Origin of the sequence: Paenibacillus terrae (assembly GCF_000943545.1) — a bacterium.
Taxonomy (GTDB): domain Bacteria; phylum Bacillota; class Bacilli; order Paenibacillales; family Paenibacillaceae; genus Paenibacillus; species Paenibacillus terrae_A.
Map to the genome: position 1 here is coordinate 31,830 of NZ_JTHP01000013.1, position 24,317 is coordinate 56,146.

Annotated in this window: 22 protein-coding genes and 2 pseudogenes; 7 read left to right on the plus strand and 17 right to left on the minus strand. The window is 41.5% G+C overall.

Annotation, left to right across the window (positions count from 1 at the left end):
* Positions 1-11 precede the first annotated feature (11 nt).
* From QD47_RS08940 to QD47_RS08975, 8 genes and pseudogenes are all read right to left on the minus strand, one after another.
* Complete coding sequence (locus tag QD47_RS08940) at positions 12-782, minus strand: ABC transporter ATP-binding protein (RefSeq protein ID WP_044645803.1); 771 nt, start codon at positions 780-782, stop codon at positions 12-14.
* Between the two features lie 30 nt (positions 783-812).
* On the minus strand, positions 813-1,592 hold the full coding sequence (locus QD47_RS08945) for an ATP-binding cassette domain-containing protein (RefSeq protein WP_044645804.1): 780 nt from the start codon (positions 1,590-1,592) through the stop codon (positions 813-815).
* Positions 1,579-2,400, minus strand: coding sequence for a nickel transporter permease (gene nikC / locus QD47_RS08950; RefSeq protein ID WP_044645805.1), 822 nt, complete (start codon positions 2,398-2,400; stop codon positions 1,579-1,581). Before nikC ends, QD47_RS08945 begins: the two co-directional genes overlap by 14 nt.
* Positions 2,397-3,338 (minus strand): nickel ABC transporter permease, encoded by a 942-nt coding sequence (nikB, locus tag QD47_RS08955; RefSeq protein WP_082067135.1) that lies wholly within the window; start codon positions 3,336-3,338, stop codon positions 2,397-2,399. The genes nikC and nikB overlap by 4 nt, the downstream gene beginning before the upstream one ends.
* Entirely contained in the window at positions 3,335-4,858 is a 1,524-nt protein-coding gene (gene nikA, locus QD47_RS08960) for a nickel ABC transporter substrate-binding protein (protein ID WP_044645806.1), read from the minus strand. Before nikA ends, nikB begins: the two co-directional genes overlap by 4 nt.
* Positions 4,859-4,895: 37 nt before the next feature.
* Positions 4,896-5,855, minus strand: a complete 960-nt coding sequence (locus QD47_RS08965; RefSeq protein ID WP_235332217.1) for a FecCD family ABC transporter permease — start codon at positions 5,853-5,855, stop codon at positions 4,896-4,898.
* Between the two features lie 40 nt (positions 5,856-5,895).
* On the minus strand, positions 5,896-6,888 hold the full coding sequence (locus QD47_RS08970; RefSeq protein WP_052646736.1) for an ABC transporter substrate-binding protein: 993 nt from the start codon (positions 6,886-6,888) through the stop codon (positions 5,896-5,898).
* 16 nt (positions 6,889-6,904) lie between these two features.
* A pseudogene (locus tag QD47_RS08975) lies at positions 6,905-8,211 on the minus strand (PepSY-associated TM helix domain-containing protein).
* Positions 8,212-10,148: 1,937 nt separating this feature from the next.
* Between QD47_RS08975 and QD47_RS33005 the strand changes: the two are divergent.
* Positions 10,149-10,214 carry a spore germination protein gene (locus tag QD47_RS33005; protein ID WP_235332221.1) on the plus strand — a complete coding sequence of 22 codons (66 nt, stop codon included), beginning with the start codon at positions 10,149-10,151 and terminating at the stop codon, positions 10,212-10,214.
* Between the two features lie 1,090 nt (positions 10,215-11,304).
* Here QD47_RS33005 and QD47_RS08985 read toward each other — a convergent pair.
* The 3 genes from QD47_RS08985 to QD47_RS08995 all read right to left on the minus strand — a co-directional run bounded on the left by QD47_RS08985 (position 11,305) and on the right by QD47_RS08995 (position 14,541).
* On the minus strand, positions 11,305-12,510 hold the full coding sequence (locus QD47_RS08985) for an NADH-dependent flavin oxidoreductase (RefSeq protein WP_044645809.1): 1,206 nt from the start codon (positions 12,508-12,510) through the stop codon (positions 11,305-11,307).
* 281 nt (positions 12,511-12,791) lie between these two features.
* Positions 12,792-13,388 (minus strand): TetR/AcrR family transcriptional regulator, encoded by a 597-nt coding sequence (locus QD47_RS08990; RefSeq protein WP_044645810.1) that lies wholly within the window; start codon positions 13,386-13,388, stop codon positions 12,792-12,794.
* A 415-nt stretch (positions 13,389-13,803) separates the two neighbouring features.
* A complete protein-coding gene (locus tag QD47_RS08995) occupies positions 13,804-14,541 on the minus strand; it encodes an SDR family NAD(P)-dependent oxidoreductase (RefSeq protein ID WP_044645811.1) in 738 nt (245 codons plus the stop codon).
* A 171-nt stretch (positions 14,542-14,712) separates the two neighbouring features.
* Between QD47_RS08995 and QD47_RS09000 the strand changes: the two genes are divergently transcribed.
* Together QD47_RS09000 and QD47_RS09005 are read left to right on the plus strand one after the other, a co-directional pair.
* Positions 14,713-15,144, plus strand: a complete 432-nt coding sequence (locus QD47_RS09000) for a MarR family winged helix-turn-helix transcriptional regulator (protein ID WP_044645812.1) — start codon at positions 14,713-14,715, stop codon at positions 15,142-15,144.
* A gap of 931 nt (positions 15,145-16,075) precedes the next feature.
* Positions 16,076-16,819, plus strand: a complete 744-nt coding sequence (locus tag QD47_RS09005) for an SDR family oxidoreductase (protein ID WP_044645813.1) — start codon at positions 16,076-16,078, stop codon at positions 16,817-16,819.
* Between the two features lie 62 nt (positions 16,820-16,881).
* Here QD47_RS09005 and QD47_RS34075 read toward each other — a convergent pair whose 3' ends face one another.
* The 5 genes from QD47_RS34075 to QD47_RS09025 form a co-directional block, all read right to left on the minus strand.
* Positions 16,882-17,016: an IS3 family transposase gene (locus QD47_RS34075; protein ID WP_161797162.1), complete on the minus strand. Its 135-nt coding sequence runs from the start codon at positions 17,014-17,016 to the stop codon at positions 16,882-16,884.
* Positions 17,017-17,793: 777 nt separating this feature from the next.
* Positions 17,794-18,210 carry an SRPBCC family protein gene (locus QD47_RS09010; protein ID WP_044645814.1) on the minus strand — a complete coding sequence of 139 codons (417 nt, stop codon included), beginning with the start codon at positions 18,208-18,210 and terminating at the stop codon, positions 17,794-17,796.
* Between the two features lie 583 nt (positions 18,211-18,793).
* Positions 18,794-19,165: a nuclear transport factor 2 family protein gene (locus QD47_RS09015; protein WP_044645815.1), complete on the minus strand. Its 372-nt coding sequence runs from the start codon at positions 19,163-19,165 to the stop codon at positions 18,794-18,796.
* A gap of 39 nt (positions 19,166-19,204) precedes the next feature.
* On the minus strand, positions 19,205-20,233 hold the full coding sequence (locus QD47_RS09020) for an NADH:flavin oxidoreductase/NADH oxidase (RefSeq protein ID WP_044645816.1): 1,029 nt from the start codon (positions 20,231-20,233) through the stop codon (positions 19,205-19,207).
* A gap of 147 nt (positions 20,234-20,380) precedes the next feature.
* Positions 20,381-20,803: a MarR family winged helix-turn-helix transcriptional regulator gene (locus tag QD47_RS09025; RefSeq protein ID WP_044645817.1), complete on the minus strand. Its 423-nt coding sequence runs from the start codon at positions 20,801-20,803 to the stop codon at positions 20,381-20,383.
* Positions 20,804-21,053: 250 nt separating this feature from the next.
* On the opposite strand from QD47_RS09025, the pseudogene QD47_RS33010 reads away from it, so the two are divergent.
* From QD47_RS33010 to QD47_RS32470, 4 genes and pseudogenes are all read left to right on the plus strand, one after another.
* A pseudogene (locus tag QD47_RS33010) lies at positions 21,054-21,698 on the plus strand (transposase); the annotation flags it as partial.
* Positions 21,699-21,816: 118 nt separating this feature from the next.
* On the plus strand, positions 21,817-22,323 hold the full coding sequence (locus tag QD47_RS33705; protein ID WP_412177966.1) for a reverse transcriptase domain-containing protein: 507 nt from the start codon (positions 21,817-21,819) through the stop codon (positions 22,321-22,323).
* A gap of 32 nt (positions 22,324-22,355) precedes the next feature.
* A complete protein-coding gene (locus tag QD47_RS33710) occupies positions 22,356-22,757 on the plus strand; it encodes a reverse transcriptase domain-containing protein (protein WP_268794234.1) in 402 nt (133 codons plus the stop codon).
* Positions 22,758-22,997, plus strand: a complete 240-nt coding sequence (locus QD47_RS32470; RefSeq protein WP_200893404.1) for a hypothetical protein — start codon at positions 22,758-22,760, stop codon at positions 22,995-22,997. It begins immediately after the preceding gene.
* A gap of 174 nt (positions 22,998-23,171) precedes the next feature.
* On the opposite strand, the gene QD47_RS09040 is transcribed toward QD47_RS32470, so the two are convergent.
* Positions 23,172-24,212 carry an NAD(P)-dependent alcohol dehydrogenase gene (locus QD47_RS09040; RefSeq protein ID WP_044645818.1) on the minus strand — a complete coding sequence of 347 codons (1,041 nt, stop codon included), beginning with the start codon at positions 24,210-24,212 and terminating at the stop codon, positions 23,172-23,174.
* Between the last annotated feature and the right edge of the window lie 105 nt (positions 24,213-24,317).

Consider the following 24,317-nt stretch of genomic DNA (forward strand, 5'->3'; position numbering starts at 1 on the left):
CTTTAGCCCAATCAATCATACCATTTGGCTAATTGCTGTGTATATGGATGCCTCATTGTGTCAAATAACTCTTCTTTCATATATTCATCAACTATCTGGCCTTTTCGCATCACTAGAATTCTATCACACATTTGCTGAACTACAGGGAGATCGTGAGAAATAAACAAATAAGAAAAATCCAACCTTTTCTGCAGAGCTCTCAACAAATCGAGGATTTCTGACTGGATTAAAGCATCAAGATTGGAGGTTGGTTCATCCATAATAATTAGATTGGGTTCGACGCTTATAGCTCTAGCAATGCACAGTCGCTGTTTTTGCCCTCCACTTAGTTCATGGGGATATCTGTTCATGAGGTCAGGGCCCAGACCCACGAGTTCAAGCAACTGGGCCGCTACTTCCTTTCTCTGATGTTGGTTTTTCTTAATATAAAACCATCCCCTTCTATTCAAATGGTCTAGGGGCTCCATGAGCGAATTTAACAAGTGAATTCGTGGGTTAAGCGCGGCCGTGGGATTCTGGAATACTGCCTGTATACTTCCTTTATATTTCTTGAATGAACTGCGATCAGTCGCTCGTACAGGAGTACCTTGGTACACAATAGAACCGGAATCAATATTCTGTGTAAGTAGCAGACAACGTGCTAGTGTGCTTTTACCACATCCACTTTCTCCAATAAGACCTACACTTTCTCCAGAGCGAATTGTTATGGATACCTGATGAAGTACTTTTTCTTTGCCAGAATAATACTTTTCAATGTTCTGAGCCACCAAAGTATTGTTCATGTAGGTGTCACCGCCTTTTGCACAACATGTTTAAGAGGGCCTTATCCTTAGAGAAGGAACCGCTGCAAGCAGTCGCTTGGTATAGGCTTGTGCCGGGGCGCTTAATATTCGCTGAGTCGGTCCAGACTCTACGAGTTGGCCCTCTTTAATCACAGTCACGTCATCCGCATACCGTTTTACGTTTCTCAGGTCATGAGAAATCAATAAGATACCGCAACTGGTCTGTTCTTTTAGATTGGATATGATACGTAGAATTTCAATTGCATTTGTCCGATCTAGTGCCGTCGTGGGCTCATCCATTATGAATAATTTCGGTTTCAGCATGAGGGCTGCCGCAAGAGATACCCTTTGCATTTGCCCCCCACTAAGTTGAAATGGATAGCGGTCATACATATGATCGGGTAAGCGTGTGTATTCGAGAGCCTGTAGAATACATTCTTTTCGAAGTTTACGATCTAACACACTATGAGCTCTCAACGTCTCGTCCAATTGCTTACCAATAGGGATAAAAGGAGTTAAAGCCCCTGCATATTCCTGCAATATATAAGCGATCTCTTTGCCTCGAAGGCGTTCTCTTTGCACTGTAGATAAGGACAGCAACGAACGTCCTAAGAATCGTATATCCCCCGCTGAGATACGTACCGATGAAGGAAGAAGATCACCTATAGCCAGTGATGTCATGCTTTTTCCACTGCCGCTTTCTCCAATCAGGGCATGACACATTCCTACACCCACAGAAAGCTCAAAATTCCGCACAATATAGCCTTGTTCGGATGCTAAAGTTAGTCCTTTTATTTCAAGAATGGTCATGATTTCGTTTCCCCTTTTGTCCCCGCTGCAGGCCGTCCTGTAGTTCGTCCCCCATTAAATTGGATAAGAGGACGAATACCATAATCGCAACACCAGGAATAACCATCGCTAATGGAGCGTTGTGAAAATAGGCTCTACCCTCATTTAACATCGCTCCCCATTCGGGAGTTGGTGGTTGCAGTCCTAAGCCTATATAAGAGAGAGCAGCAATCATCAAAATGATTTTACCAATATCCAAAGTTGCCACGACGATCAGTTGACTCAAGGCTGCAGGCATCAAATGCTTAACCACCAAATGTACAGACGGTACCCCGCTTAATCGAGCGCTGTGAATATAATCTTTGTCTTTTTCAGCCATCAAGCTAGCCCTCACTAACCTTGCATAGGCAATCCACTTCACGGCAACAATGGCAATCATCAGGTTGGTCACACCTGGACCCAGTAATCCTGTTAATATAATAGCTGTAATATAGTCAGGAAAAGCAAGAAAAGAATCAGAGACGCGCATAAAAATGCGATCCATGACTCCACCAGCATATCCCGCAAATATTCCAACTGGGATACCGACTCCTAGCGATAGTATTAAAATTACTAAGCTCGTTCCGACCGTATTTCTGCCACCGTATACCAAACGAGACATCAGATCTCTTCCAAGACCATCCGTACCCAGCAGATGATCAACACTTGGGGGCTGTAGCTTTTGCTTCAAATTAACCATTAACGGATCTTGATGCATAAATTCAGGGAGAACAACAAGCACCATTAACATCCCAAAGAAGAAGACAACCAGAAATCGGGCTTTGTTCATGGCCTTCCCTCCCTCAATCGAATTTCAGGATTAATGTACCCCACCATGACATCCGTTAGCATATGGATGAGCATAATAATGGCGCCCATAAACACAATATATCCTTGAATCACCGGATAGTCTCGATTGTGAATAGCTTCAATCACGAATTTCCCTAACCCCGGATAGGCGAATATGGTTTCAACAACTACGCTCCCCCCAAGCAGACTTCCTACACTGATCCCAAACATCGTAATGATGGGAGTGAGACTATGCCGACATACGTGAAAGAAAAAGATGCGTGCTCTAGAAACACCTCTGGAGCGCGCACCCAGAACAAAATCCTGCGTTAAACTTTGCAGTAAGCTGGAGCGAATTAGACGAACATACACCGCAGCCATGGTCAGTCCCAGCGTCAGCGAGGGCAGGACAAGATGCAAGAACGTGCCCGTGCCCATAGAAGGAAACAATGGCCACTGCACGGAAAAGCCCTCAATAAGCAAAAGCCCCAACCAGAAACTAGGAATCGAGGCACCCATAATCGCCAATACTCGACTTACTCGGTCAATCCATTGCTGCGGATGTAGAGCTGAATACATTCCAAGAGGTAAGGCAACTCCCATTAAAACGAGTATGGATGTACAGGTAAGAAGGAACGTGTTTGGCATCCTCGTCAATATTTCTGGGGTTACAGGCTGGTGAGTCATATAGGAATTTCCGAAATCCAGACGAATGAATCTGGAGAGCCAGTCTACATATTGAACCAGAACAGGCTTATCCAAACCCATGAGTTCCCTTTGTATTTCTAATTGCTCGTTTGTAACAGCCACATCATCGACTCGGAGCAGTTGTCTTACCGCGTCTCCAGGAGCAAGCTTAATTCCACAGAAGCTGATGAGAGACAACAGAAATATAAACAGAACAAACTCAAAAAGCCTTCTTCCTAGCTTAATCATCATTTTGATTCTACATCCAGCTGATTGGTAAGCATATAATATTCACTTTTGCTAGTAACCCAATTTTTCACACTATTTTTGTACACAACCAGATTGTTTGGATGAACCAGATAAGCGTAGTACGTTTGCTGATTGATTCTGTTGAGTGCTTGAGAAATTAACTCATTTCGTTTAGAAGAATCCACAGTCTGATCTAACTGATCAATCATTTTTTCCATCGTCTTATCCTTAATTTTCCCATAGTTAAGCGAGCCGTCCGGTAAAAAAGAAACATTCAGAAAGTAGCTGGCATCACCACGAGGCGCTATCAGTGGACTGTACATTCCCAAATCCCAATCCGAGTTTTTCATGAGGTAATCTTCATAATTTTCAATTTGTTCAATTTGAATACGGATACCCAACTGACTGACTTCTGATTGAAGAGCTTGTGAAAAAATCGGGAACTCAGCTCTTGATGCATACGTGACCAGCTTTAGGGTTAGCGGTTTCCCTGCCTGTGTCACTTTTCCATTCTCTACTTGAAGTCCTGCCTTCTGAAACAACTTGAGCGCCTCTGCTGTTCCCGTCACTCGTGTCGGGTAGTTTGGTACGAATGGGAAATTAGGTAAAAAAGGACCGTTAGCAAGTGTTGCTTGCCCCCCCATAATGGAATCCTTCAATTCCTCACGGTTCACCATGGCATTAAAAGCCTTACGGAAATATATGTTCTGGAATAGTGGTTTCTCCGTGTTGAAAATCAACTCATGTGTGCGTAAGCTCACTACAGAATCTAATGCAAGCCGAGGGTTACTCTTCATTTTTTCCATACTCTCAACAGGAGGCCTGTATACGATATCAGCGTCCCCCGACAAAATAGCCGATAATCTTGCATTGGCATCCTCATTAAAAGCAAAAACAGCTTGGTCTAGCTTGGCAGGTCCATTCCAGTATCCATTGTACCGAACAAGACTCAGCGATGTTCCTGCTGTGAAAGACTCCACCTGAAAAGGGCCTGTACCAATTGGCTTTTGATCTTGTTCTTTTGTCGTGGGATCTGAGATCGCAGTATTGGGGTGAACGAGTTCAGATGGAAACTGAGGAAACGGTTCTTCTGTTACTACACGCAGGGTTTGGCCCGATGCTTCCATTGATTTGATTTTCAGTACCTGTCGGACTCCTGGATTCAGCTCCATGGAACGCATCAAGGATTCTTTCACGGTTTCGCCCGTTAATGATTTTCCATTTTGAAAGGTTACCCCTTCTCGAATTTGAAAATTCCAGTTCTGACTGTCATTACTGGACCATTTTGTGGCAAGCCAAGGCTTAATTTGAAGACTTTCATCCAACTTAACCAACGTCTCGACGACACCTGCACGAAGTGGAGTATAATCGAGACTGGGATCTATGGTCTGACTAGCAAAGTTAAAAAGAAAGGTCAACTTCTTCTTTGGAGCAGTCTGTTCCTTTTGGGGGCTGGAACATGCAGCTAGTAATAGAAAGACCAGTAACATACATAGTGTTTGAACAGCTTTGTGTTTATTCATACTTCTCCCTCTATTTATCGTAATTATTTTTTATTTACTATGACATCGTTCTCTTGCTACGCAGTAAGTACAAAAAGATGGGTGCCCCCATAATTCCCATCACAATTCCTACGGGCAATTCCACAGGCGCAAATATCATCCTTGAGAGCAAGTCAGCCGTTTCGAGAACGATGATTCCTATAAGCGCTGCACAGGGTAGCACTATCCGATAATTATTACCGACTAAAATTCTGGTGAGATGAGGCACAATAAGACCTACAAAACCAAGTAGACCGACCACACTAACGGCACTCGCAGCCAGTACTGAGGCAAGACTGATCATGAACAGTCTCAGCCCCTCTACTCTTAATCCCAGTGATTTTGCTATTCCATCTCCCAGTAACAATACATTGAGCCAACGTCCACTAAGCAAGGCGATGACAGCTCCAATGACCGTATAAGGAAATAGTTGTTGAACGTCAGGCCAGCTTTTGGCTGACAGACTACCTACCATAAAGGAAAGTGCTCCCTCGACCCGGTCGCTGTAAAAGGTCAACAAGCCTGAAATACCTGAGTTTAGAAAAGCAGATACGGCTACCCCAGCCAAAATAAGGCGCACGGAGGACACTCCGTTCTTCCATGCTAAGCGATAAATCATAGTACCGGCACTAACGGCTCCGACAAAAGCTGCTGGAACAAGCCATTCCCGATGTTCGGGATAGACCAGGATGATGCCAACACCCATCAGACCTGCACCTGATGATACCCCAATCACATGTGGATCAGCCATCGGATTACGTAGCACGCCCTGAAGAATAGTACCGGATAGAGCCATCCCCATTCCCACGAGCCCAGCGATCAATACTCTGGGCAGACGAATATTCCATATTATCGAATGAGATGGGGCCTGATGGTTTCCTGTCACAATGGAGGTAACCTCGGAAAATCCAACCTTGACGGCGCCAAACATCAGACTGAGCACAATACTAGAGCCTGCAAGAATAAACAGAACTATCAACAGCGTTATACGCCTCGTCTTGGTTCTTGACCACCCCGACTCATGGTTTTGCATGAGCTGTAGAAGGATATACGAGTGTACGCATATACTCCAGGGATTCACTAATGTTCAAACCCGGAGTCGTAACGAACATTGAGGGCGGAAGAATATGAAGTTGTCCAGAACTTACAGCTTGTAAGGATTTCCACGCAGGATTACTCTCCAGTTGAGATCGGATCATCCGCTGCCCATCCTCATCTGACCCATGTACAACTATAAATAGAAAGTCTGGATTCATACTCGCCAAGGTCTCCATACTGAAAGGTACAGAACTAGGCATTTTACCTGCAGGCAGTGTTTCTGCTATATTCCTCATATGAAGCGCATTGGCGATATCCAGTGCAATACTCGAATCTTTTTGTAGCGATATATTATTCGCCATTAAGGTGATGATTGCATACGTGGGCTGCTGGTCAGGTAATGATTTGGTAAGTGCCGAAAGTTGGCTGTCCATTTTCGAAATGGAGTTTTGGGCTTGGTCTTCTTTTCCTATAATCTGTCCCAACAACGCTGCATTACGTCGAATATCCTCTATTGATTTCACCGTTAACATGGCAAAAGGAATATGCGCATCCTTGAAAGATGGGGCTAGCTGTTGATGAAAAAAAGGATTCCCAATGACCAAATCCGGCTTTAAGCTCAGTAATTTTTCCATACTGACATGATTAATTTCACCCACCTGTTGTACACCCTTTGCTTCTTCAGGAATATCCACACCCGCCGATGTCGCTATGCCTACTGCCTTTCCTCCCACCTGATAGAAAAGCTGTGTCAATTCATTGTTGAGAATCACGATTCGTTCAGGCTTCTTGGGTAATGTTACCTCAGCATCTGTCTGATCCTTAAATGTAAGAGCATCTATACCGGCTGTATTACTCATGGCTTGGGACTGATCGGTCTTTTGACTTTGGTTTTGAGAAGCTGTCCCACATCCTCCTAAGATAGTAAGTGACAAGAAGCATGCAAGCACAATTTTTATTTTTATAAATCCCATATCCATACTCTCCCCTTTACATACTAGAGCTTATACGTTTTGGAGAAACCACAGCTCGTAATCCTTCCAAAATTCCAATAATGATCAGCGACATCCCCAACAAAGGCATAATGATACCAAGCACTATCATAATCCCTATAAAACTGATCATCTCTTTGCTTGGTTTGGGTGCTGATGGTGCCCCCCATTTACCTTTGGGACGACGAATCCACCACATTCTGACTCCCCAATAAATCAGCAGCAGTAAAGACAGTGTTGTGAGAAGACACAGGATTTGATTAGGCCAGCCAAATAAATGACCTTCATGAAGGGGAATTCCATAGGAGAACCATTTCGCTAAAATACCATAGTCATTAAAATCTATTTTAGAGATCAAACGTCCACTATACTGGTCAAAATAGGCGGTCATTTCATCTCTGGGATGCACATCCTGACCCGTAATTCCTGAACCGGAGGACTTTGATACTGTATATACTTCCGAAGAATTCTTAGGCAACCGAAGAACGTATGGAGAAGATATGCGTTCGCTGGATATAACCTTTTCCATTTCGTCAACGCTTAAGCTTCTCCCCTCTTTTTGTGACTGAGGCGGATGTTCCTGGCGAGTAGCCCACGGTAAATCCTTATTCTCCACTTTAGATTGCAGTGGGCTCGAGTAAATAGGTGGATAGCCTAGGGATTGCTGCGAAGTAGCTAAATTGTATATTTGATTACCCATAAATGCAGACCAAGGCAAGCCAGATCCAATAAGAAATAGTAGTGGTATTGCAGCAATCATTCCAGTAATTGTATGTCTATTTTTTAATTTTTGTCGCTTGGTATCTGATCTTCGAAGGTTCCCCCATCCCCTATAGATTCCAGAGATGATAAGAAATATGGCCCAACATGCAGCCAATTCCACTAGGTAATTCACGACAGTCCCACCGACCATCAGTGAACTGTGAAGATTTCGAGTCACATTGGCAAAATGAACATTTGTATCCTGGCTACCGACTATTTGGTTTATTCGATCCAAATAAACATACTTTTCCTTATCAGAATCAGCATTGTACATGGTAAGACGTGTATTACGGTCAGAACCTGCAAAATAGCTAATTTTAGTAGTCTTAAACCCATTAAATGTAGTTTCAGTTATGAACTGCTTCTGATTGGGTTAACTGCTGTGTCTGACTGGTTTGAGCGAAATAAAGATCTTTGTATATAACGTCTTCAATTTCCCCTTTGAAAAGATAGGCTATTCCACTTATGGATAAAGTAATAATCAGTGGAGCAATAAAAAAACCAGCGCCAAAACATACGGCTAAGTATCTGATTTCTTACCATCTGTCAGCTCCTTTAATAACATTGTTCGTTTTTTTTATTTTCCGTGATTTTCGTGGTTATTGTGATTTTCTTCTTGATCGCTATTTCCATTAGATCCACATCCCATCATTACAGAAAGCAAGCACGCTACCAAAGTAAAATACAACAATTCTTCATCGTATCCCTCCTCTTATGATGTTAACTATAAAAGTTAATGAAGCTAAACAAACAGGCTCAATAGGGCTATATTTAGACATCATTCGTGAACATTATGTGATTAAAGTCATATTTTTTATTATTTTCTCTCCTTATTGATAGAAAGCAAATTAGTTGGTTTAAAACAAAAATCTTTTGTACGATATTCTCACTAAAAAAGTTAAGCTGTCGTTTATAAAAATTAATATCCGTTTGATAAGGATGGCGATTCTGTTGATTCCTCTCATATACATCAAGAAGCTGGATATGTAAATTATATATATCTTTATAATTAATCTTAATCTCCTCCTTTTTATTTTGTGATCAGTATACTCATATAGAAAACGAAATAGACATATGATTTCAATTTAATATTTCTCAGAAATTAATCAACAAAATAAAAAACTGATGGGTATCATTTCGCCCCAATTTAACAATTACAATCTAAAAAACAGGCCTGTTAATTTTCTGAATATCTCCGTAAGTTAAACACAAGTTTCGCCTGGATACCGAAGATGCATTCTCCAAATAGCAGGATGAGATTTGAATGAGTATAGCATTTTTCTGGAAACCGGTAGCCATTTCACCTGCTACACATAAAGTAAAAATAGCCCCGAAATAGAGAACTTTTCATCGGGGCTATTTAGGTTAGATATTAAATTGTCCTATAGGTAAAAATGTGTATATCAAAACTTTATTGTAACCGAGTAAAGGTAATTTCCCTTTATATAATGTTTGTCTTACTTCTTGTTATAAAAATAAACTGTCCTTTTTCACCATAAAATTAGATAAATTAGCTCAATCATTAACAGATAATTTTGAAGTTACTGTTCCTCTAAGCAAGAATGTCCTGTTGCTCGGAAGATTCGAAGAAAAATTGCCAACTCAGCACCTTTCACGTGAAGCTATCGCAATCATGAACAGCTATACCGCTAGCGACTCTCGGAGATATGTATGTTCGAGTGACAGGGATTTTATTTGGTATACAAGAAACAATTGTGTTGGAGCAACAGATGATTTAATCAAAACAATACTTGAGAACAGGGACAACTAAGACGATGAAGAAGTCCTAGCCGCACTGTAATATGGGATGCGCTGACTTGTCTTCGACTGAGAAAGACAAAAGAAGACCAACAGACTGACCCGAAGGAAATCTGGCGACGGGGAGTTAGCAAAACTGCTACGTTTAGAGGTACCGCCATGTACGTATCAGAAATCTGTCGTATGCAACGTCAGATAAGACGAAACCCTAGAGCCGAAGCGGTTCCCCCAACTCCTTCGAGTACTAAAGAGCCAAAACGCCACCAAATGGTGTCCGTCCAGATCGTCAAGAAACCCACGTCTCAAAAAGACGGGGTTTCTAAACAATCTAAATAACCTTATAAAATAAGGTTTTCTTTGGTTGGTAACTTTATGTAGATGTGCAGTTGTCGGGTGTCGGAGGACAAGAACTTGTATCGGTAACCGATTTCCCCTCGTTTTTTCATATTAAAAAGCCACTGGTCTCGATTTGTTCAGATCAGCGGCTTAACAAATTAATTCTTTCACATATTCAACAACATATTTTTCGATCAACTCGTTTTTAACCTTAGCTGTACCATTTTCATCTGCTCACTATCAAGAACTTTAAAATATGAAAGTTTTGCTTGATCCATTGATTTCTGAAACTCATTCTCTTTGAAGACGAAAATCAGGGCGAACTTTTCCCCAAGCATTTTACTGGCCTTTTTATTGCCCTGCTTGCTCCATCCTTCTTTTTTGCTATCTCTACCTTCCACCAAGAGATGTTGCCTACCAACCAGCTCATCTGCATAGCCGTCCATCGTTAAGGAGTTCCTTTTGCTGCGGAAGATTGCCTATGAAATTTTGAGGGAAGCCGGCACCTGGATTCAAAAAAGATTGGACAGACGGTTTTCATCACCAGAACACTAGTGATCAGATAAGCTGCTGTAGAAACAGGAATTGTATACTAATGGCGGGAGCCTTTTGGACTCTACGGTATTCTGGTGGGCGAGCTTAGATTGTCGCTAATGCCGTTCTCGGAATACAAGGCCATGCTGAAAATCCGTGGATATTACCTACAGTTTATTAAAGGAGATCATATCCAGTCTCAGTAGTCTGAAGTTTGCATTATCGTCTTTTATTAATGCTTTGCCCATCCTTTTTGTGTGACGAAATCCTTCATGAACAGCAGACTATTAATCGAGGGCAAAGTTTTATTCCGATACTACATTACATGGGCATGTGGGGCAAAGAATATTATAAAAAATAAATAAAGAATAAATACGTTATCAGGATAAACGTACTTTTTCTATAATATACAATGAGATATTATTTGGTAGCGTCAAGAATTATGTGTAAATTATTATTGGTTATATTCATGGTAAGAGAATCGTTCCTAGGATGGGCGACAACAATTAATACTTTCATGTTATCTTATTTCTCCTTTCAACATTTCATTTAGAATTATTGACATTATTATTCCTTCTGAATTTAGAAACATGTGTATGTATATAATAAAAAAGAACTTATGGCTACTGTCAAGCCTTTATTTCAATTGTACCTTTTCGAACATCGAAGTTATTAATTTTAAAAATTTAGCATACCGCCCATCCGGAGAACATACCAACGTTTAATTGTTTAATCCAGAACAAAACGGTATTACGATGCAGTTTAGATAGTGAGCTGCATTTTAAAAAAAGGCTATCCCACTAGCCTTTGGGCTAAGCCCCGCTTGATCAGCTCCATGCTGATTTAACTCTAAACCGGTATTCCTTTACTTGAAGTCTGAAGGACAAAACTAGTTAAGAATGCAACCTATGGAACAATAAAAAAATCAAGACTTTGTTTTTATCAAAGTCTTGACCCCTCTATATGACAAGTTACATTATTAATGAAATCATTGTACTCTTCGTGTCATTAACTAAATATTCTTTGATCGGAAGCCATAACATAATGATCAGGAAGTTTAAGTGTATCCAGAGCATCAAGTGTTTCTTGGGGTAGAGTCCCACTACTTTCCAGTATCCATCGAACCGTTTTCACACCATAAGGGATTTTTAATTCTTCCATCCTGCCTGTAATGTTTAATGTAATTTCATCTACGCGATCAGTACGGATTTTTTCTGCTAAGTCAGGTTCTGCAATCGCTGCAGCAGCCATAGCAACTAAATCTCCATATTCAAGAGCATCAAGAGCCGCCTCTGCTGAGCCGATCCCACCAACAACAATGAGCGGACAGCGTTTGTTAATAACCGATTTGATCACTTGGTTTATCGATTGATTTTCATAAGCCCCCATTGCAGCTGTATTCTTATAGGAATCTACTCCCCACAGCGAAGAATGGATATAATCTACACCTCTTGAAACTAACTGTTCAATCAGATATAGAGAATCATCGAGTGTATAACCAATATCTGAACCATGAATTTCTTCAGGTGAAATACGGTAGCCTAAAATAAACGGTTCTGCGGACTCTTCTTGCGCAACTCGTTTGACTTCGTCAAAGATAGCAAGGGCAAAGGCAGAACGCTTTTCAAGACTCCCTCCCCATTTGTCCGTGCGTTTATTGGAAGTCGTAGAAAAGAACTGTTGAATTAAGTAATGGTTAGCACCATGTATTTCCAGGCCATCAAAACCAGCTTTGATTGCTCTACGAGTTGCATCGCCGAAGAATCCGATCACGTCTTGGATTTTTCGTTCGCTCATTCCTGTAACTTCGTATTCCAAAAACGGGAATTTAATTGTACTTGGCCCATAGGCTACTCCATAATCTCTCTGCGTAACCGATGCTTCACGACCCGTATGGTACACTTGCATTATGGCTTTTGCCCCTTCAGACTTCATGGCTTGCGCCATTTCAGTCATGCCTGGAAGATGTTTGTCGTCGAAAATTCCATATTGATAGTCAAGCCATTGGGCCATGATATCATTGTAACATGCAGCCGTTATCAATAATTGCCCTGTTTTAGCTCTACGCTTGAAGTATGCAATATCGGCATCGGTAACTGTTCCATCTGCATTGGATGAATTGATAACCATCGGTGCCATGACAAAGCGACCCGAAACTTCAATGCCATTCGGGAACGACATCGGACGAAATAACGATTCAAATCTGGAGTTCATTGAATTACCCTCTTCCATGTGATTAATTTCACAAAATAAATAAAAAAATAATCATTCTTATCCACTGAATATAATGAACATGTTCATCGAACATGTTCATTATATTCCAACAAAACATTTTATTCAAGGGGAATTTTTACTCCATTAAACAATACTGAACTGCCCACGTTTTTCTTAGAGATAAATATTTGGTCACCAAAAAAAGCAGAATCCATTCCAGATCTGCTTTCCTTAGGTACATTACCACTATTCAATTCTATGCTTCAAACTCTCGAAATTGATCATAACCCTTTGATGAAAATGGACAACAAGTGCTGAACATACTGAGGTAGATCATAATTCCCTTCATGAACACACCAATCCATAATGGCACCTTTGAACACGACACACAGGTCCTTTGTGGTTTCTTCACAAGATCTTTCGCCCAAATGGATGAGCTGTTGCTCAACTGCCTCTTGAACGTATTCCAACGTGATTTCCATGACTCGGTTATAGATACGATCTGTATTGAGAGAGGAATTCGTACTTGAGAAAAACAAGCGGCAAAAGTCCAATCCAAACTCGGTAGTGTACCGGGCATACCAAACGTAAAAGGAAATAATTTTCTCAATCGGATTCTGGAACTCCGTGTACATTTTAGCGTGCTGCTCAAAATCCTCTCCAGCCATTTCATAATAGAACGATAAAAGCTGTTCTTTACTATCAAAATAATTATAGAAACTACCCGTGGAGGTTCCGGCAATTTTGCAAACTTCCCTAATCGTAAAATTATCATAACCTTTATTTTTCATCAGTTCTAACGTAGCTTGAAAAAGCTTTTTTTTCGTGTTTAACGCTTTCAGTTCTCTGGTAGTAAGCTTCCTTGCTTGACTCTCCATAATACCCCCCCTTCTAACCTGTATACTCTATCTTCAGTATTCTATATCCAATAGTATAGCAAAATCAGTATGTATCAAACCATATACATGTATTCGTCATATCTCTCCCCGATTGAAAGAGCCGTGAATCCCAACATCGTATGCGCTCTCTGGCGAATAATGAATCGCTTGTTTTCGAATGATAGGGACATTCATAAAACGGTTATAAGTATGTCCAATGTACAGTATTTTGTCCCAAAAAAGCCTTGCTTTACACGCCAATTGACATAGTGAATCGCATGCTGCTTTTATAAAGAGCACGGATAATTATAGCTCAGGCCCGGTAGCTTGAAGTATAACTTACCGGACCTTACCAATTGAAACTAATAATGTGTAATAAATAGGGTACGATTGATAACTGGATATAAAAGGGTTATTACATTTCGCCTCCACCGCTCACAGGCAGGTAACTTCCTGTGAGATAAGCACTATCATCACTAGCATAAAAAGCAATTGCTTTTGCAATATCCTCAGGATACCCAATTCGGCCAAGAGGGAGAGAGGTCGTTAGCTGGTGTTTAAACCCTTCAGGCATAGAGGTAGTCGCATCTGTTTCTACCAATCCCGGGGAGACAACATTTGCTGTAATTCCCTGGCTACCCAGCTCTTGGGCAATATATTTAACAAAACTATTTAGTGCTCCTTTTGATGTTCCGTGTGCTATAAAATTAGGTCCTGGGTGATTACTCAGACCGCTTGATATATAAATCAACTTTCCATAATTCTGTTTCTTCATATAAGGCAGTACCACCTTTGTAGAGACGAAAGCAGCCTGAAGTTCATCATTAGTTTTTTGAATAAACTCATCGAATGTCATATCTTCAAAAGATTTCTGAACAAAGCTCATACCAGCATTATGAACGAGGATATCTACGGTACAATTTTTAATGGTTTCTTCCACGAGCGTACTCATTTGTTCCATACCTCTAGCATCTGCTTGTATTGCGAATGCTTCTCCGCCATTTTCCCGGATCGATGCCACTACTTTATTAGCTTCTGTTGAATTTCTTGCATAATTCACAACTACTTTTGCTCCACGTTCAGCCAATATTTTTGCCGTAGCAGCACCGATCCCTCGACTTGCTCCTGTTACAATTGCTACTTTTCCTTGCATGTTGTTCTCTCTCCTTTATTAGTCAATATATTGACTACTTTAAGCGATTTAATAATATTAGTCAACATATTGATTAATTCTCTGGAATTAAAATATAATGAGTTAGCCAACAGATATGATCAATATATACGAGAAGTGCTTTAGTGACTTTGACTGAGATGGAGGTTCAATATGGAAGATGTAAAAACAGAAATCACTTTAGATTTTTTAAGGATATCAAATCTTTTGAGCAAAGATGGAGCAAAGATGGTTGCAGATGTTGGACTTAATAGCATACAACAATGGGTTATTCTTAGTGCAGTCGCCAAAAAGGGGGATATCTCCATTGGTGAACTAAAAGAAGAAACACTCGTAACGAAACAAAATATGACAGGTATGATCAATCGTATGCAACAATCTAATCTGGTTGCTCTATTCCAAGACCCACAAGATAGAAGGCGAACCCTTGTGAAATTAACGGATGAAGGACAACGCGTTTATGAGCAATTGAATACTTCACGAATTAATTTTAATAACCAAACTTATCATATTTACAATGATCATGAAATTACTGTGTTAGGAGATTTACTTCATCGGATGGTTGAGCATTTAAAAGAGTACTGATCTATTATTTGGTTCACCTGAATAAAAAGTTTATTTTTTGAACTAGCACTTGTCTTCAATTCAAGGAACTCATATTCATAATAGAAGCTAACGTCAAAAAAGCCTTGAACGTACACATCAATTTACCATAGCGTCCGCCAGACGATCACAGTGTTTTAAAAAAGGAAATCCACTCCTTGTGAGATCCCAATCATAATCCTCTCGAACATGGCGATTCTTCTTACTCGGGATGACTGGAATCGCCTGTTTTTTAAAAAAAAGATCCTGGTTGGAATTACCCTATAATTTATACACTTCATTGTTGATATGCTTTGCTTTATCAAAAATTTGATTCAAGACAATATTGCTATTACCGTTAGTCGCATAGTGGATAGCGATTAGCTTTGCAATTGTTGGTAGAAGCTCTCCAATATTCTTCCAAACAATTCTTTATAGCTAATAGTTGTTTTAAGTGCAATACCTGTTGGAGGAATATTATTCTTTATAGATTTCCTCAAAAAATTTTCACCGCCTACCAGATTACTAAGTCTCTATTACTTAAAATGCCGATTGGTAATTCCATTTGTCAATTTTCTATACTGATCCAGGATTCTAACAAATTTGTTTTCTTCGTCAACGTTTATCAAACTATAAGCATATTTATATATTCCGAAATAACATTATCTTTTTCAATTTGCATACTTACTTCAATTATCTTATTTCCCTTTAAGCAATTTCAAAGAATGTCTCGGGATACTTTATTTATTACATCATCGATTTTTAAATCGGCAGAACCATTCATCGTACGGCAAAAACGGCTACTTTTATCATTTTTTTGCCAATAGGGTATTGCATTTACCTTACAGTAAACAAATTGACAAAATGAAAAAACAATGTTAAATTAAATGCATGATTCATGCATTTAATTTTATTATGAAGAGGTGTACCAGATATGTCTTATATCACAGATAAGGTAATAATCGTTACAGGAGCTTCAAGCGGAATTGGCAAGGCAACTGCCATTCACCTAGCGAAGAATGGCGCATCCGTCGTGCTGGCATCAATTGATGGAGATGGACTAAAGATTGTAGCAGAACGTATTCAAAATGAAGGTGGCACAGCCATTTATAAAAAAACAGATGTCACGGTTAAGGAAGAAGTTCATGCTCTAATGGATGTCACACTGAATAAATTCGGGCGAGTGGATACATTGATCAATTGTGCCGGTATGATGCTATTCTCTATGTGGGATAATGCAAAAGTTGATGAGTGGGAAAAAATGATCGACTTGAACCTAAAAGGTACACTATACGGTATTGCTGCAGTTCTGCCGCACATGAAAGAACAAGGGAAAGGCCAGATCATCAATGTTGGCTCCATTGCTGGACACGCTGTTGGCGAAGGCCATGGCGTATACAGCTCCACAAAATACGCAGTAAAAGCTATAACAGAAAGCCTGCGTAAAGAAATGTCCGTCAAATACGGTATTCAAGCATCCTTGGTATCTCCTGGTGTCATTGCGACAAACTGGCAAGATAGTGTAACGGATGAAGACGTGAAAGGCGTTCTGGACAATCTGAAGGAAGTAGCCATCGACGTAGAACATGTTGCGAGAACCATCGCATTCGTTGTCGACCAGCCTTCTGATGTGCTGATTAATGATGTTATTGTTTCACCGACACGTCAAGAGTGGTAATGCAAAAAAAACTAACTGAAAATGAATTTGCCCTTGTCAAGTAGACAGTTACAAGAAAGACCCTAAGCAGCCTTAGTTCGGTTCTCGACCGGACTAAGGTTATTTAATTTTTGCTGGAATCTGTGGTGGTTATAAAAGTGTATGTAGCGCTGAACTTTCCCACGAGTTGCTTCTGGCTGGTGCAACGCAGGAGCCAAAGGAATTGCTCTTGAAAATGGCTAAAGAAATTTCCATAACAGCGTTTTAGTGACCAACTCCATTTCGTTACATACTAAACCGAATGCCATGACGCGAAGTAACTGGTAATACGACCTCAACGTATACTGAAAGCCGTGTCCACTGTGTCAGGAGGATTCCACGCCTCATTCGTTTTTTGAACTCTTTCTTCATCGTATCGAGCACAAGACAAAGGTTCATACGAGCACCGAATGTAGTCAACCACTTCGTTCACTGTACAGATCATAGATCGTAGAGAGGTAAAAGAAACTTTCCCCCAAAAGTAAATAGGTGATGTCCGTCCCCCATTTCTCCAATTGAACGCGTTGTTGAAATTCGCGGTTCAGGACGTTGTCTGAGATAGCACAAACTTTCTTCGTACAGGATTTGTGTCGACAATCCTGGTTGCCAGATGATTTACCATCCGTTCACACAACCAAATGTGTGGTGACTAACATTCTCTCTTATTGAGTTCCTAATACTACAAATTATTAATAGTAAGATCCTGGAATTACTCAATCCAGGATCTTAAACTATTGTTCATATAATTCAGCTGTTTTCTGTTTTGATTGCTTGATGTCAGATATGAGAAATCTTTTTTATAAAATTATCTTGCTCCACGCTTTAACTAGCTACTGGTTCCCAATAACGTCATTTATCATGACAATAAGGACAATCTTCGCGTCCAATCCTTTATAAGCTAAGCCAATGGATTCCGTGTATAATTTTTTTTATTGACCTAGTACTGTTCAAGGTTCTTAATTCGCAAATGCTTGTCCCAATGCTTTTAATCCATTTTCGTACATTTCAAGGAATAGATTCTCAGCTTCTTCGTCACTGATACCTACAGGTGTGAAGCTGCCAGACCACTCAACCAATGATGATTTGCCGATAGCACTCTCGTGTACTTGGATAGTAGCTTGATAATCGGTGACTGGGAATGATGACTTCAATATCGAATACGTGTAGAAACGTTCCTTGTCATTAAATACTTCGAGGCGCTCTACAATCGTCACCCCATCAACATCAGTCAGATGACGTATGCGTCCACCTTCGCTTAGCTCACTGCTAGATATAGAAGGTAACCAACCAGGAAGTGAATGAAACCCCCCGATCAATTGCCATACTTGATCAGCTGAGACAGGAATTTTTATTGTTGTTGAAGCATGTGCCATAAGAAGTACTCCTTTCAATTTTATTTAGTGTGTACTTTTACGTTTGTAGCCAAATAACAGATAGATTAGCTAGTGAAACGCGTAAGGAAACTATCTTGATGATTGATCTAATGATGTTTTACTCTTTTTTACAAACCAAAACTTTATCTATATATATAACACTTTCGTTCATGTGGAAGGTCATCTTGTTTGTACAAACAAGATGACCTTCTATCTGAGTTATGGTCAAATTGGATTATCTCATTACCACTCTTGGCGTGTCGGTGAGACAATAACATCATTAATCAGTACATCAGAAGGCTGGTCGACAACGAATGCGATGGTTCTCGCACATGCTCTACGTTGATGGCTACTTCCTTCAGATTGTCCAGAACGCCTTTCACGTCTTCATCCGTTACACTATCTTGCCAGTTTGTCGCAATGACACCAGATTCAATACCATCTACAATTTTCTGAAGCTTGTCATCGCTGCTGCTTCTCCAATACCACTTGATGCACCTATCAAAACTACAACTTTATTTTCAATGTAAGACATATTGATAAATCTTCTTTATATTATCGTTATCCTTACTGAGGAACTGTATTAACCATGTAAGTGGAATAGTTTACCGATCACTTTCCATTCTCCATCTACCTTTAGTAGCTGATGATAGTCCGTATAGGACTCTCCATATGCATCATTTTCCAGACTGATACGTGCCGAAGCGATGGTGCCCTCTACATCCAGCACATCGATTCTCGATTTCATATTCGGTGCGGCACCTGCTTCGTCCACGAAATCCCACAAGTTTTGAATGGAACCTCCAAGGAAACCATTTGAATTATAGCCGTACATCGTCGCATCTTTATGGAAAACTGGTTGCATAATTTCCTTCTTACCAGCAATCAACCCATCCACATACTTACTAATCACTTCAACAATTGCTTCATAATCCTCGATTGGTGTTTTACTCATTTTCACTATTCCTCCTTATAGGTAGTAATTCCTTTTTACTTAGCGACGGAAACCATCTTCATATTGTTTTGGAACATCAGCCTCTTTACGCAATTGCTTAGATGCTTCCAAAGCCCAGTAAGGGTTTCGAAGCATGCCGCGACCTACCGCGATTAAGTCTGCTTCCTCATTTCCGATGATGCCATTTGCCAAAACTGCATCATCCAGTCTTCCTACAGCAATAACCGGCACATCCAATGCTTCTTTAATCTTTCTAGCTAATGGTGCTTGATAGGCAGCATGTGTACCCGGTCTACCCCAAGCGGCGATTTGCCCTTCTCCGCCGGAAGAGATATCGAACATGTCTACACCTGCATCTTGATATTCTTTAGCGAACTTGATGCTCCCGTCGATGTCATAACCGCCCTCTACATATTCTTTTGCAGCGATACGCATCAACAATGGCATACCCGTGGGAATCTCTTCTTTTGCTACTTGAATGATCTCCCGGCCGAATTTCGTCAAATCTTTTCCATACTCATCATCACGTTTGTTTGTAAGTGGAGAATGGAATTGGTGAATCAAGTAACCGTGCGCACCATGAATTTCGATTGTATCAAAACCAGCTTTTACTGCTCGTCTTACAGCAAGACGGAATTTTTCAACCATACCCTTTACTTCTTTCGTTGTCAGCGAGCGGGGGGTTTTGGAATTCTCATCGAATGGAATCGCAGATGGCGCAACTGGGACTTCTGCATCCTGTGCTTTACGTCCGGCATGAGCGATTTGGATACCTACTTTTGCGCCTTGTGCATGAATCGCGTCAACGATTTTCTTTAGTGCTGGAATCTGGTCATCAGACCACAAACCTAAGTCGTAATCCGAAATTCTTCCATCCGGCTCTACGTCTGTCATTTCAATCATGATAAAGCCTGCACCACCAACAGCACGGCTTACATAGTGGAGATAATGCCAGTCTGTTGCGATACCGTCTTTCTTATCGACAGAGTACATGCACATCGGAGACATCATAATCCGATTCTTCAGCTCCAACCCCTTAATTTCAAAAGTACTAAATAGATCTCGCATGTGAACATCCTTTCCCTTTAATAACATTCATGAGCATGCATCTATTAATTTAATGCATAACACATGCATATAATTTAACTCTAAATCTCACAAAAGTCAAATCAAAGAGCCCAAAGAAAATATAAGCTCTTTGAAAGGCCATGTTGCTTAAAGTTCGTTTATTAATTTTTTCACTGTTGCATCAAAATTATGCGCTTTTAAATATTTTTGTAAAATCTCATGGAAAGCATGAAGACTTTTTCGAAGTTTATTCTCTCCCAGTTCTGTCAGCCTGGTATAGCTACCCCTCCGATCATCTGAACAAGTATGCTTCTCAAGAGCACCACAGCTTTTCGCCTCCATATTTCCCACCAGTCTAGAGAGTGCACTTTGGCTTAATCCTATTCTTTCTTGTAACTGTTGTAACCTAAGTTTTTTTTCAGGTGCCTTAGAAAGATAATAAAGGACGTAGAACTCTTTAATCGATAAACTAAATTGAGCCTGTAATATACTTTCCAATTCCTTCTTGATGTTATTTTGTATGATGTCCATAGATAACCACTGATCCATGAACTCATTTGTATTCTTCATAATATAACTTCCCACCCGTCCTTCATGTAATTAATTATTTTTTTTAGTATAAGGCAACCTGACTCTTTACTCAAATAACTTAAATGTCTGCTGTAAGCATATTATTTGATGCATTCGTATTTACCTAGCAAGCATATTGGAATCTCATGAAGGGAAACCTAGTTTGAACATTCTTCATTCGTTGTTACCCTAAAATAAATAGAAACGTGGGTTCAACTTGAGTAAGAATTCATTATTGAAGTAAAACACTCTCTCCGACGAACGAGTGGTACAAGAAGCACAAGTGAACCTTTCAGTTGTCACGGTCCGTAATACACCGGCTGGGGACGAGTCAGGTAGGAGATGTCCTGTGACATGTGGTCAGCCAATGCATCGAAAGAGGCTTGGTGAAAAGCCAAACCATTATCATGAATGCGACTCATACACAGGCAGGTAATTCCAAGCAAAGGTCTCTCGACGTGCTGTAGGACGCGGCTAAGCGTCTGTTTTGTGTCTTCACCAAACGCTATCCGAAGCTGGAGAAGAAGCTACCCAAGCTCTCCACGCGTCAAAAGTGAACAGACGGATGCCGATCCCATCATGCTGTCTTACCTGGCGCTACTTGGCGAGACGTTAGAAGAACTGTTGCCGGATCATGAAGGTACGGTGAGTGAGAAGCTTGGCATCGCAAAGCAAATCGTCGAGGACGAGCGACTGTTGTCCCACAAAGGCATTTTGTCGCCATTGACCCGAACTCACGCTTCGGTTGGAAGAGCAACTCGAAATCATTTTTGGTTATAAAGAACATATCGCTATGACGGATGAAGAGATCATCACCGCTTTGGTCGTCACACCGGGCCCGCAAAGGGATAGTGTGGAACATGAAGAGTATGCGGGAGCTCAGAGTGTCGGCACTCGGGAAAGCAGAGAAAGAGACGGTGCAAACGACTTGCTGGAGAGAATCATGGACAAGGACAACTGAACAAGCCTACAAGCAAGTTAAGCGCAATCACGGAGCGCCGGGAATCGACGGGATGACCATCGAGGCAGCACTGCCATGGTTGCGGGAGAATCGAGCGGAGCTCTTGCAAAGCATACGGGATGGAAGGTACAAACCGAGCCCGGTACGGCGCAAGGGAATTTCCAAACCAGATGGAAGTGGAGTACGGAAACTTGGGATTCCGACAATAGTGGATCGCATCATCCAGCAAGCCATCGCCCAGCAGCTGCAACCGCGGTTCGAACCGCTCTTTTCGGATGGAAGCTACGGGTACCGCCCCGGGCGAAGCGCGCAGCAAGCCATCCGAAAAGTAAAAGCGTATGCGGAGCAGGGATACGGCTATGCGGTAGAAATCGACCTCTCGAAATACTTCAACACGTTGAACCATAAGCTATTCATGAATCTCTTGCGTAAACAAATTCAGGATAAGCGCGTAACCGACCTGATTAAAAAGTATCTGAAAAGCGGAGTCATGGAAACGGAATACGCTGCAAAACGGAAGAAGGCTCTCCTTAGGGTGGGCCGCTGTCGCTCCTTTTAGCGAACATCTACCTGAACGAATTTGATCAGGAAATGAAAAGCCGAGGTGTGACGGTCATCCGTTATACGGATGACATTGTCGTGCTGGCGGAGAGCAAGCGAGCGGCCACACGGTTTCTGGAATCATGTGGGGCATATCTGGAGAACAGGCTAAAGCTCAAGATGAATGCACAGAAGAGCAAGGTCGTTAGCGTCGTAGCGCAGAAACACTTCAAATTTCTTGGCTTTGCGCTGGGAAAGAACGGGAGTGGCGTGTATATCCGCGTCCACGGACAATCCCTTGCAAAGGCAAAGAGGAAATTGAAAGGAGCTGACGAGCCGAAGGCAAGGCAGAAACGCCCGGCAGGTGATGGAGAACGTGAAGGTCTACATTCGCAGATGGATCGGTTATTTCTATATAGCCGACATGAAGCGAATCCTGCAAAGCTGGAATGAATGGCTGCGAAGGCGGATGCGCATGTACATCTGGAAAGGTTGGAAGAAGCCGAAAACGAAGGTGCAAAACATGCGGAAGCTGGGGATACCGGAGAGGCAGGCCTACCAAATGAGGAAATACACGGACGGGATACTGGCGATGCTGTCTCGCTCCATAACAAACAAAGGCTCGTACGGGCAGGGTATTATGACTTCCCTGCACAGTACGAGCGTCTACGACAATTGCACTTAAACGGTTGAACCGCCGTATACCGAACGATACGTACGGTGGTGTGAGAGGTCGGCTACTCAACTAATGGGTAGCCTCCTACTCGATTTTTCGGCATCTGTTTTCCAGTTCGGAGCCCTGGTTTAAACAAAAGTAAGGCTTTTGCAGGGCTCTCCATAGAGGCGACTCTTTTTACTTTATCTGAATTATATTGTTGATGCGTCAATGACAAAACGATAACGCACGTCACTCCGGAGAACACGATCATACGCTTCTTCCACTTGGTGAGCATGGACGATCTCGATTTTGGGAACAATGCCATTTTCTGCGGAGAAATCAAGCATTTCCTGAGTTTCACGGATACCTCCAACGAGTGAACCGGCAATACTGCGGCGTCCCATCAGCAAGGAGAACACATTGTACTGATCAGGTTTACCTGGAGCTCCTACATTCACAATTGTTCCATCGACTTTAAGCAAGGATAAGTAAGCATCTACATCCAAATTGGCCGATACCGTATTTAGAATCAGATCAAATTGACTAGCTAGTGTCGTGAACGTAGCAGTATCCTGGGTTGCAAAGTAGTGATCTGCTCCCAATTCAAAAGCTTCGTCTTTCTTATCATTGGAACGACTTAGCACGGTAACCTCAGCACCCAGGGCATGTGCATATTGAACGGCCAGGTGACCCAGGCCGCCTACACCCACGATGGCAACTTTCTTACCCGGTCCGGCATTCCAGTGTTTCAAGGGGGAGTATGTCGTGATACCTGCACACAACAGTGGGCTTGCGATATCCATACCCAGTACATCCGGAATACGTACAACAAATCCTTCCGTTACAACAATCTTTTGGCTGTATCCACCGTATGTCGGTGTGCCATCATAATCTCTCGAGTTATAGGTTTGCACAACACCTTTCGTACAGTACTGTTCCTCTCCCTTCAAGCAGTATTCACACTCTCCGCATGAATTGACGAAGCAGCCCACACCGACACGATCACCCACCGTGAACTTGGTGACTTCCTCACCTACGGCTTCCACATGACCTACGATTTCATGACCAGGTACCATCGGAAAGATTCCCCCGCCCCAATCACCATATGCGCTATGAATATCGGAATGGCAGATCCCGCTGAACTTAATGTCGATCAAGATGTCATATGGTCGTAATTCTCGGGTTTCCATCGTTATTTTTTCAAATGGAGCTTTGGCATAGGGTACACTTAACACGCGAGTTTGAGTCATTTTTCTTCTCCATTTCAATATATAATTTGTATGTTCATGCATGTTTATTGCATTGATTTACAATACGCCTTTTAATTCTTAATAACTCCTTGACCTGGCCTGAGT

Excerpts from the sequence above, each read along its gene's own strand:
- nikA (WP_044645806.1), bottom strand. The coding sequence starts at position 4,858 with ATGAATAAACACAAAGCTGTTCAAACACTATGTATGTTACTGGTCTTT.
- QD47_RS09000 (WP_044645812.1), top strand. The coding sequence starts at position 14,713 with ATGGAAGATGTAAAAACAGAAATCACTTTAGATTTTTTAAGGATATCA.
- QD47_RS08945 (WP_044645804.1), bottom strand. The coding sequence starts at position 1,592 with ATGACCATTCTTGAAATAAAAGGACTAACTTTAGCATCCGAACAAGGC.
- QD47_RS32470 (WP_200893404.1), top strand. The coding sequence starts at position 22,758 with ATGGCTGCGAAGGCGGATGCGCATGTACATCTGGAAAGGTTGGAAGAA.
- nikB (WP_082067135.1), bottom strand. The coding sequence starts at position 3,338 with ATGATGATTAAGCTAGGAAGAAGGCTTTTTGAGTTTGTTCTGTTTATA.
- QD47_RS09025 (WP_044645817.1), bottom strand. The coding sequence starts at position 20,803 with ATGAAGAATACAAATGAGTTCATGGATCAGTGGTTATCTATGGACATC.
- QD47_RS09005 (WP_044645813.1), top strand. The coding sequence starts at position 16,076 with ATGTCTTATATCACAGATAAGGTAATAATCGTTACAGGAGCTTCAAGC.
- QD47_RS08990 (WP_044645810.1), bottom strand. The coding sequence starts at position 13,388 with ATGGAGAGTCAAGCAAGGAAGCTTACTACCAGAGAACTGAAAGCGTTA.
- QD47_RS33710 (WP_268794234.1), top strand. The coding sequence starts at position 22,356 with ATGAAAAGCCGAGGTGTGACGGTCATCCGTTATACGGATGACATTGTC.
- QD47_RS09040 (WP_044645818.1), bottom strand. The coding sequence starts at position 24,212 with ATGACTCAAACTCGCGTGTTAAGTGTACCCTATGCCAAAGCTCCATTT.
- QD47_RS09010 (WP_044645814.1), bottom strand. The coding sequence starts at position 18,210 with ATGGCACATGCTTCAACAACAATAAAAATTCCTGTCTCAGCTGATCAA.
- QD47_RS08970 (WP_052646736.1), bottom strand. The coding sequence starts at position 6,888 with ATGGGATTTATAAAAATAAAAATTGTGCTTGCATGCTTCTTGTCACTT.
- QD47_RS09020 (WP_044645816.1), bottom strand. The coding sequence starts at position 20,233 with ATGCGAGATCTATTTAGTACTTTTGAAATTAAGGGGTTGGAGCTGAAG.
- QD47_RS08985 (WP_044645809.1), bottom strand. The coding sequence starts at position 12,510 with ATGAACTCCAGATTTGAATCGTTATTTCGTCCGATGTCGTTCCCGAAT.
- QD47_RS08940 (WP_044645803.1), bottom strand. The coding sequence starts at position 782 with ATGAACAATACTTTGGTGGCTCAGAACATTGAAAAGTATTATTCTGGC.
- QD47_RS33705 (WP_412177966.1), top strand. The coding sequence starts at position 21,817 with ATGACCATCGAGGCAGCACTGCCATGGTTGCGGGAGAATCGAGCGGAG.
- QD47_RS08995 (WP_044645811.1), bottom strand. The coding sequence starts at position 14,541 with ATGCAAGGAAAAGTAGCAATTGTAACAGGAGCAAGTCGAGGGATCGGT.
- QD47_RS09015 (WP_044645815.1), bottom strand. The coding sequence starts at position 19,165 with ATGAGTAAAACACCAATCGAGGATTATGAAGCAATTGTTGAAGTGATT.
- nikC (WP_044645805.1), bottom strand. The coding sequence starts at position 2,400 with ATGAACAAAGCCCGATTTCTGGTTGTCTTCTTCTTTGGGATGTTAATG.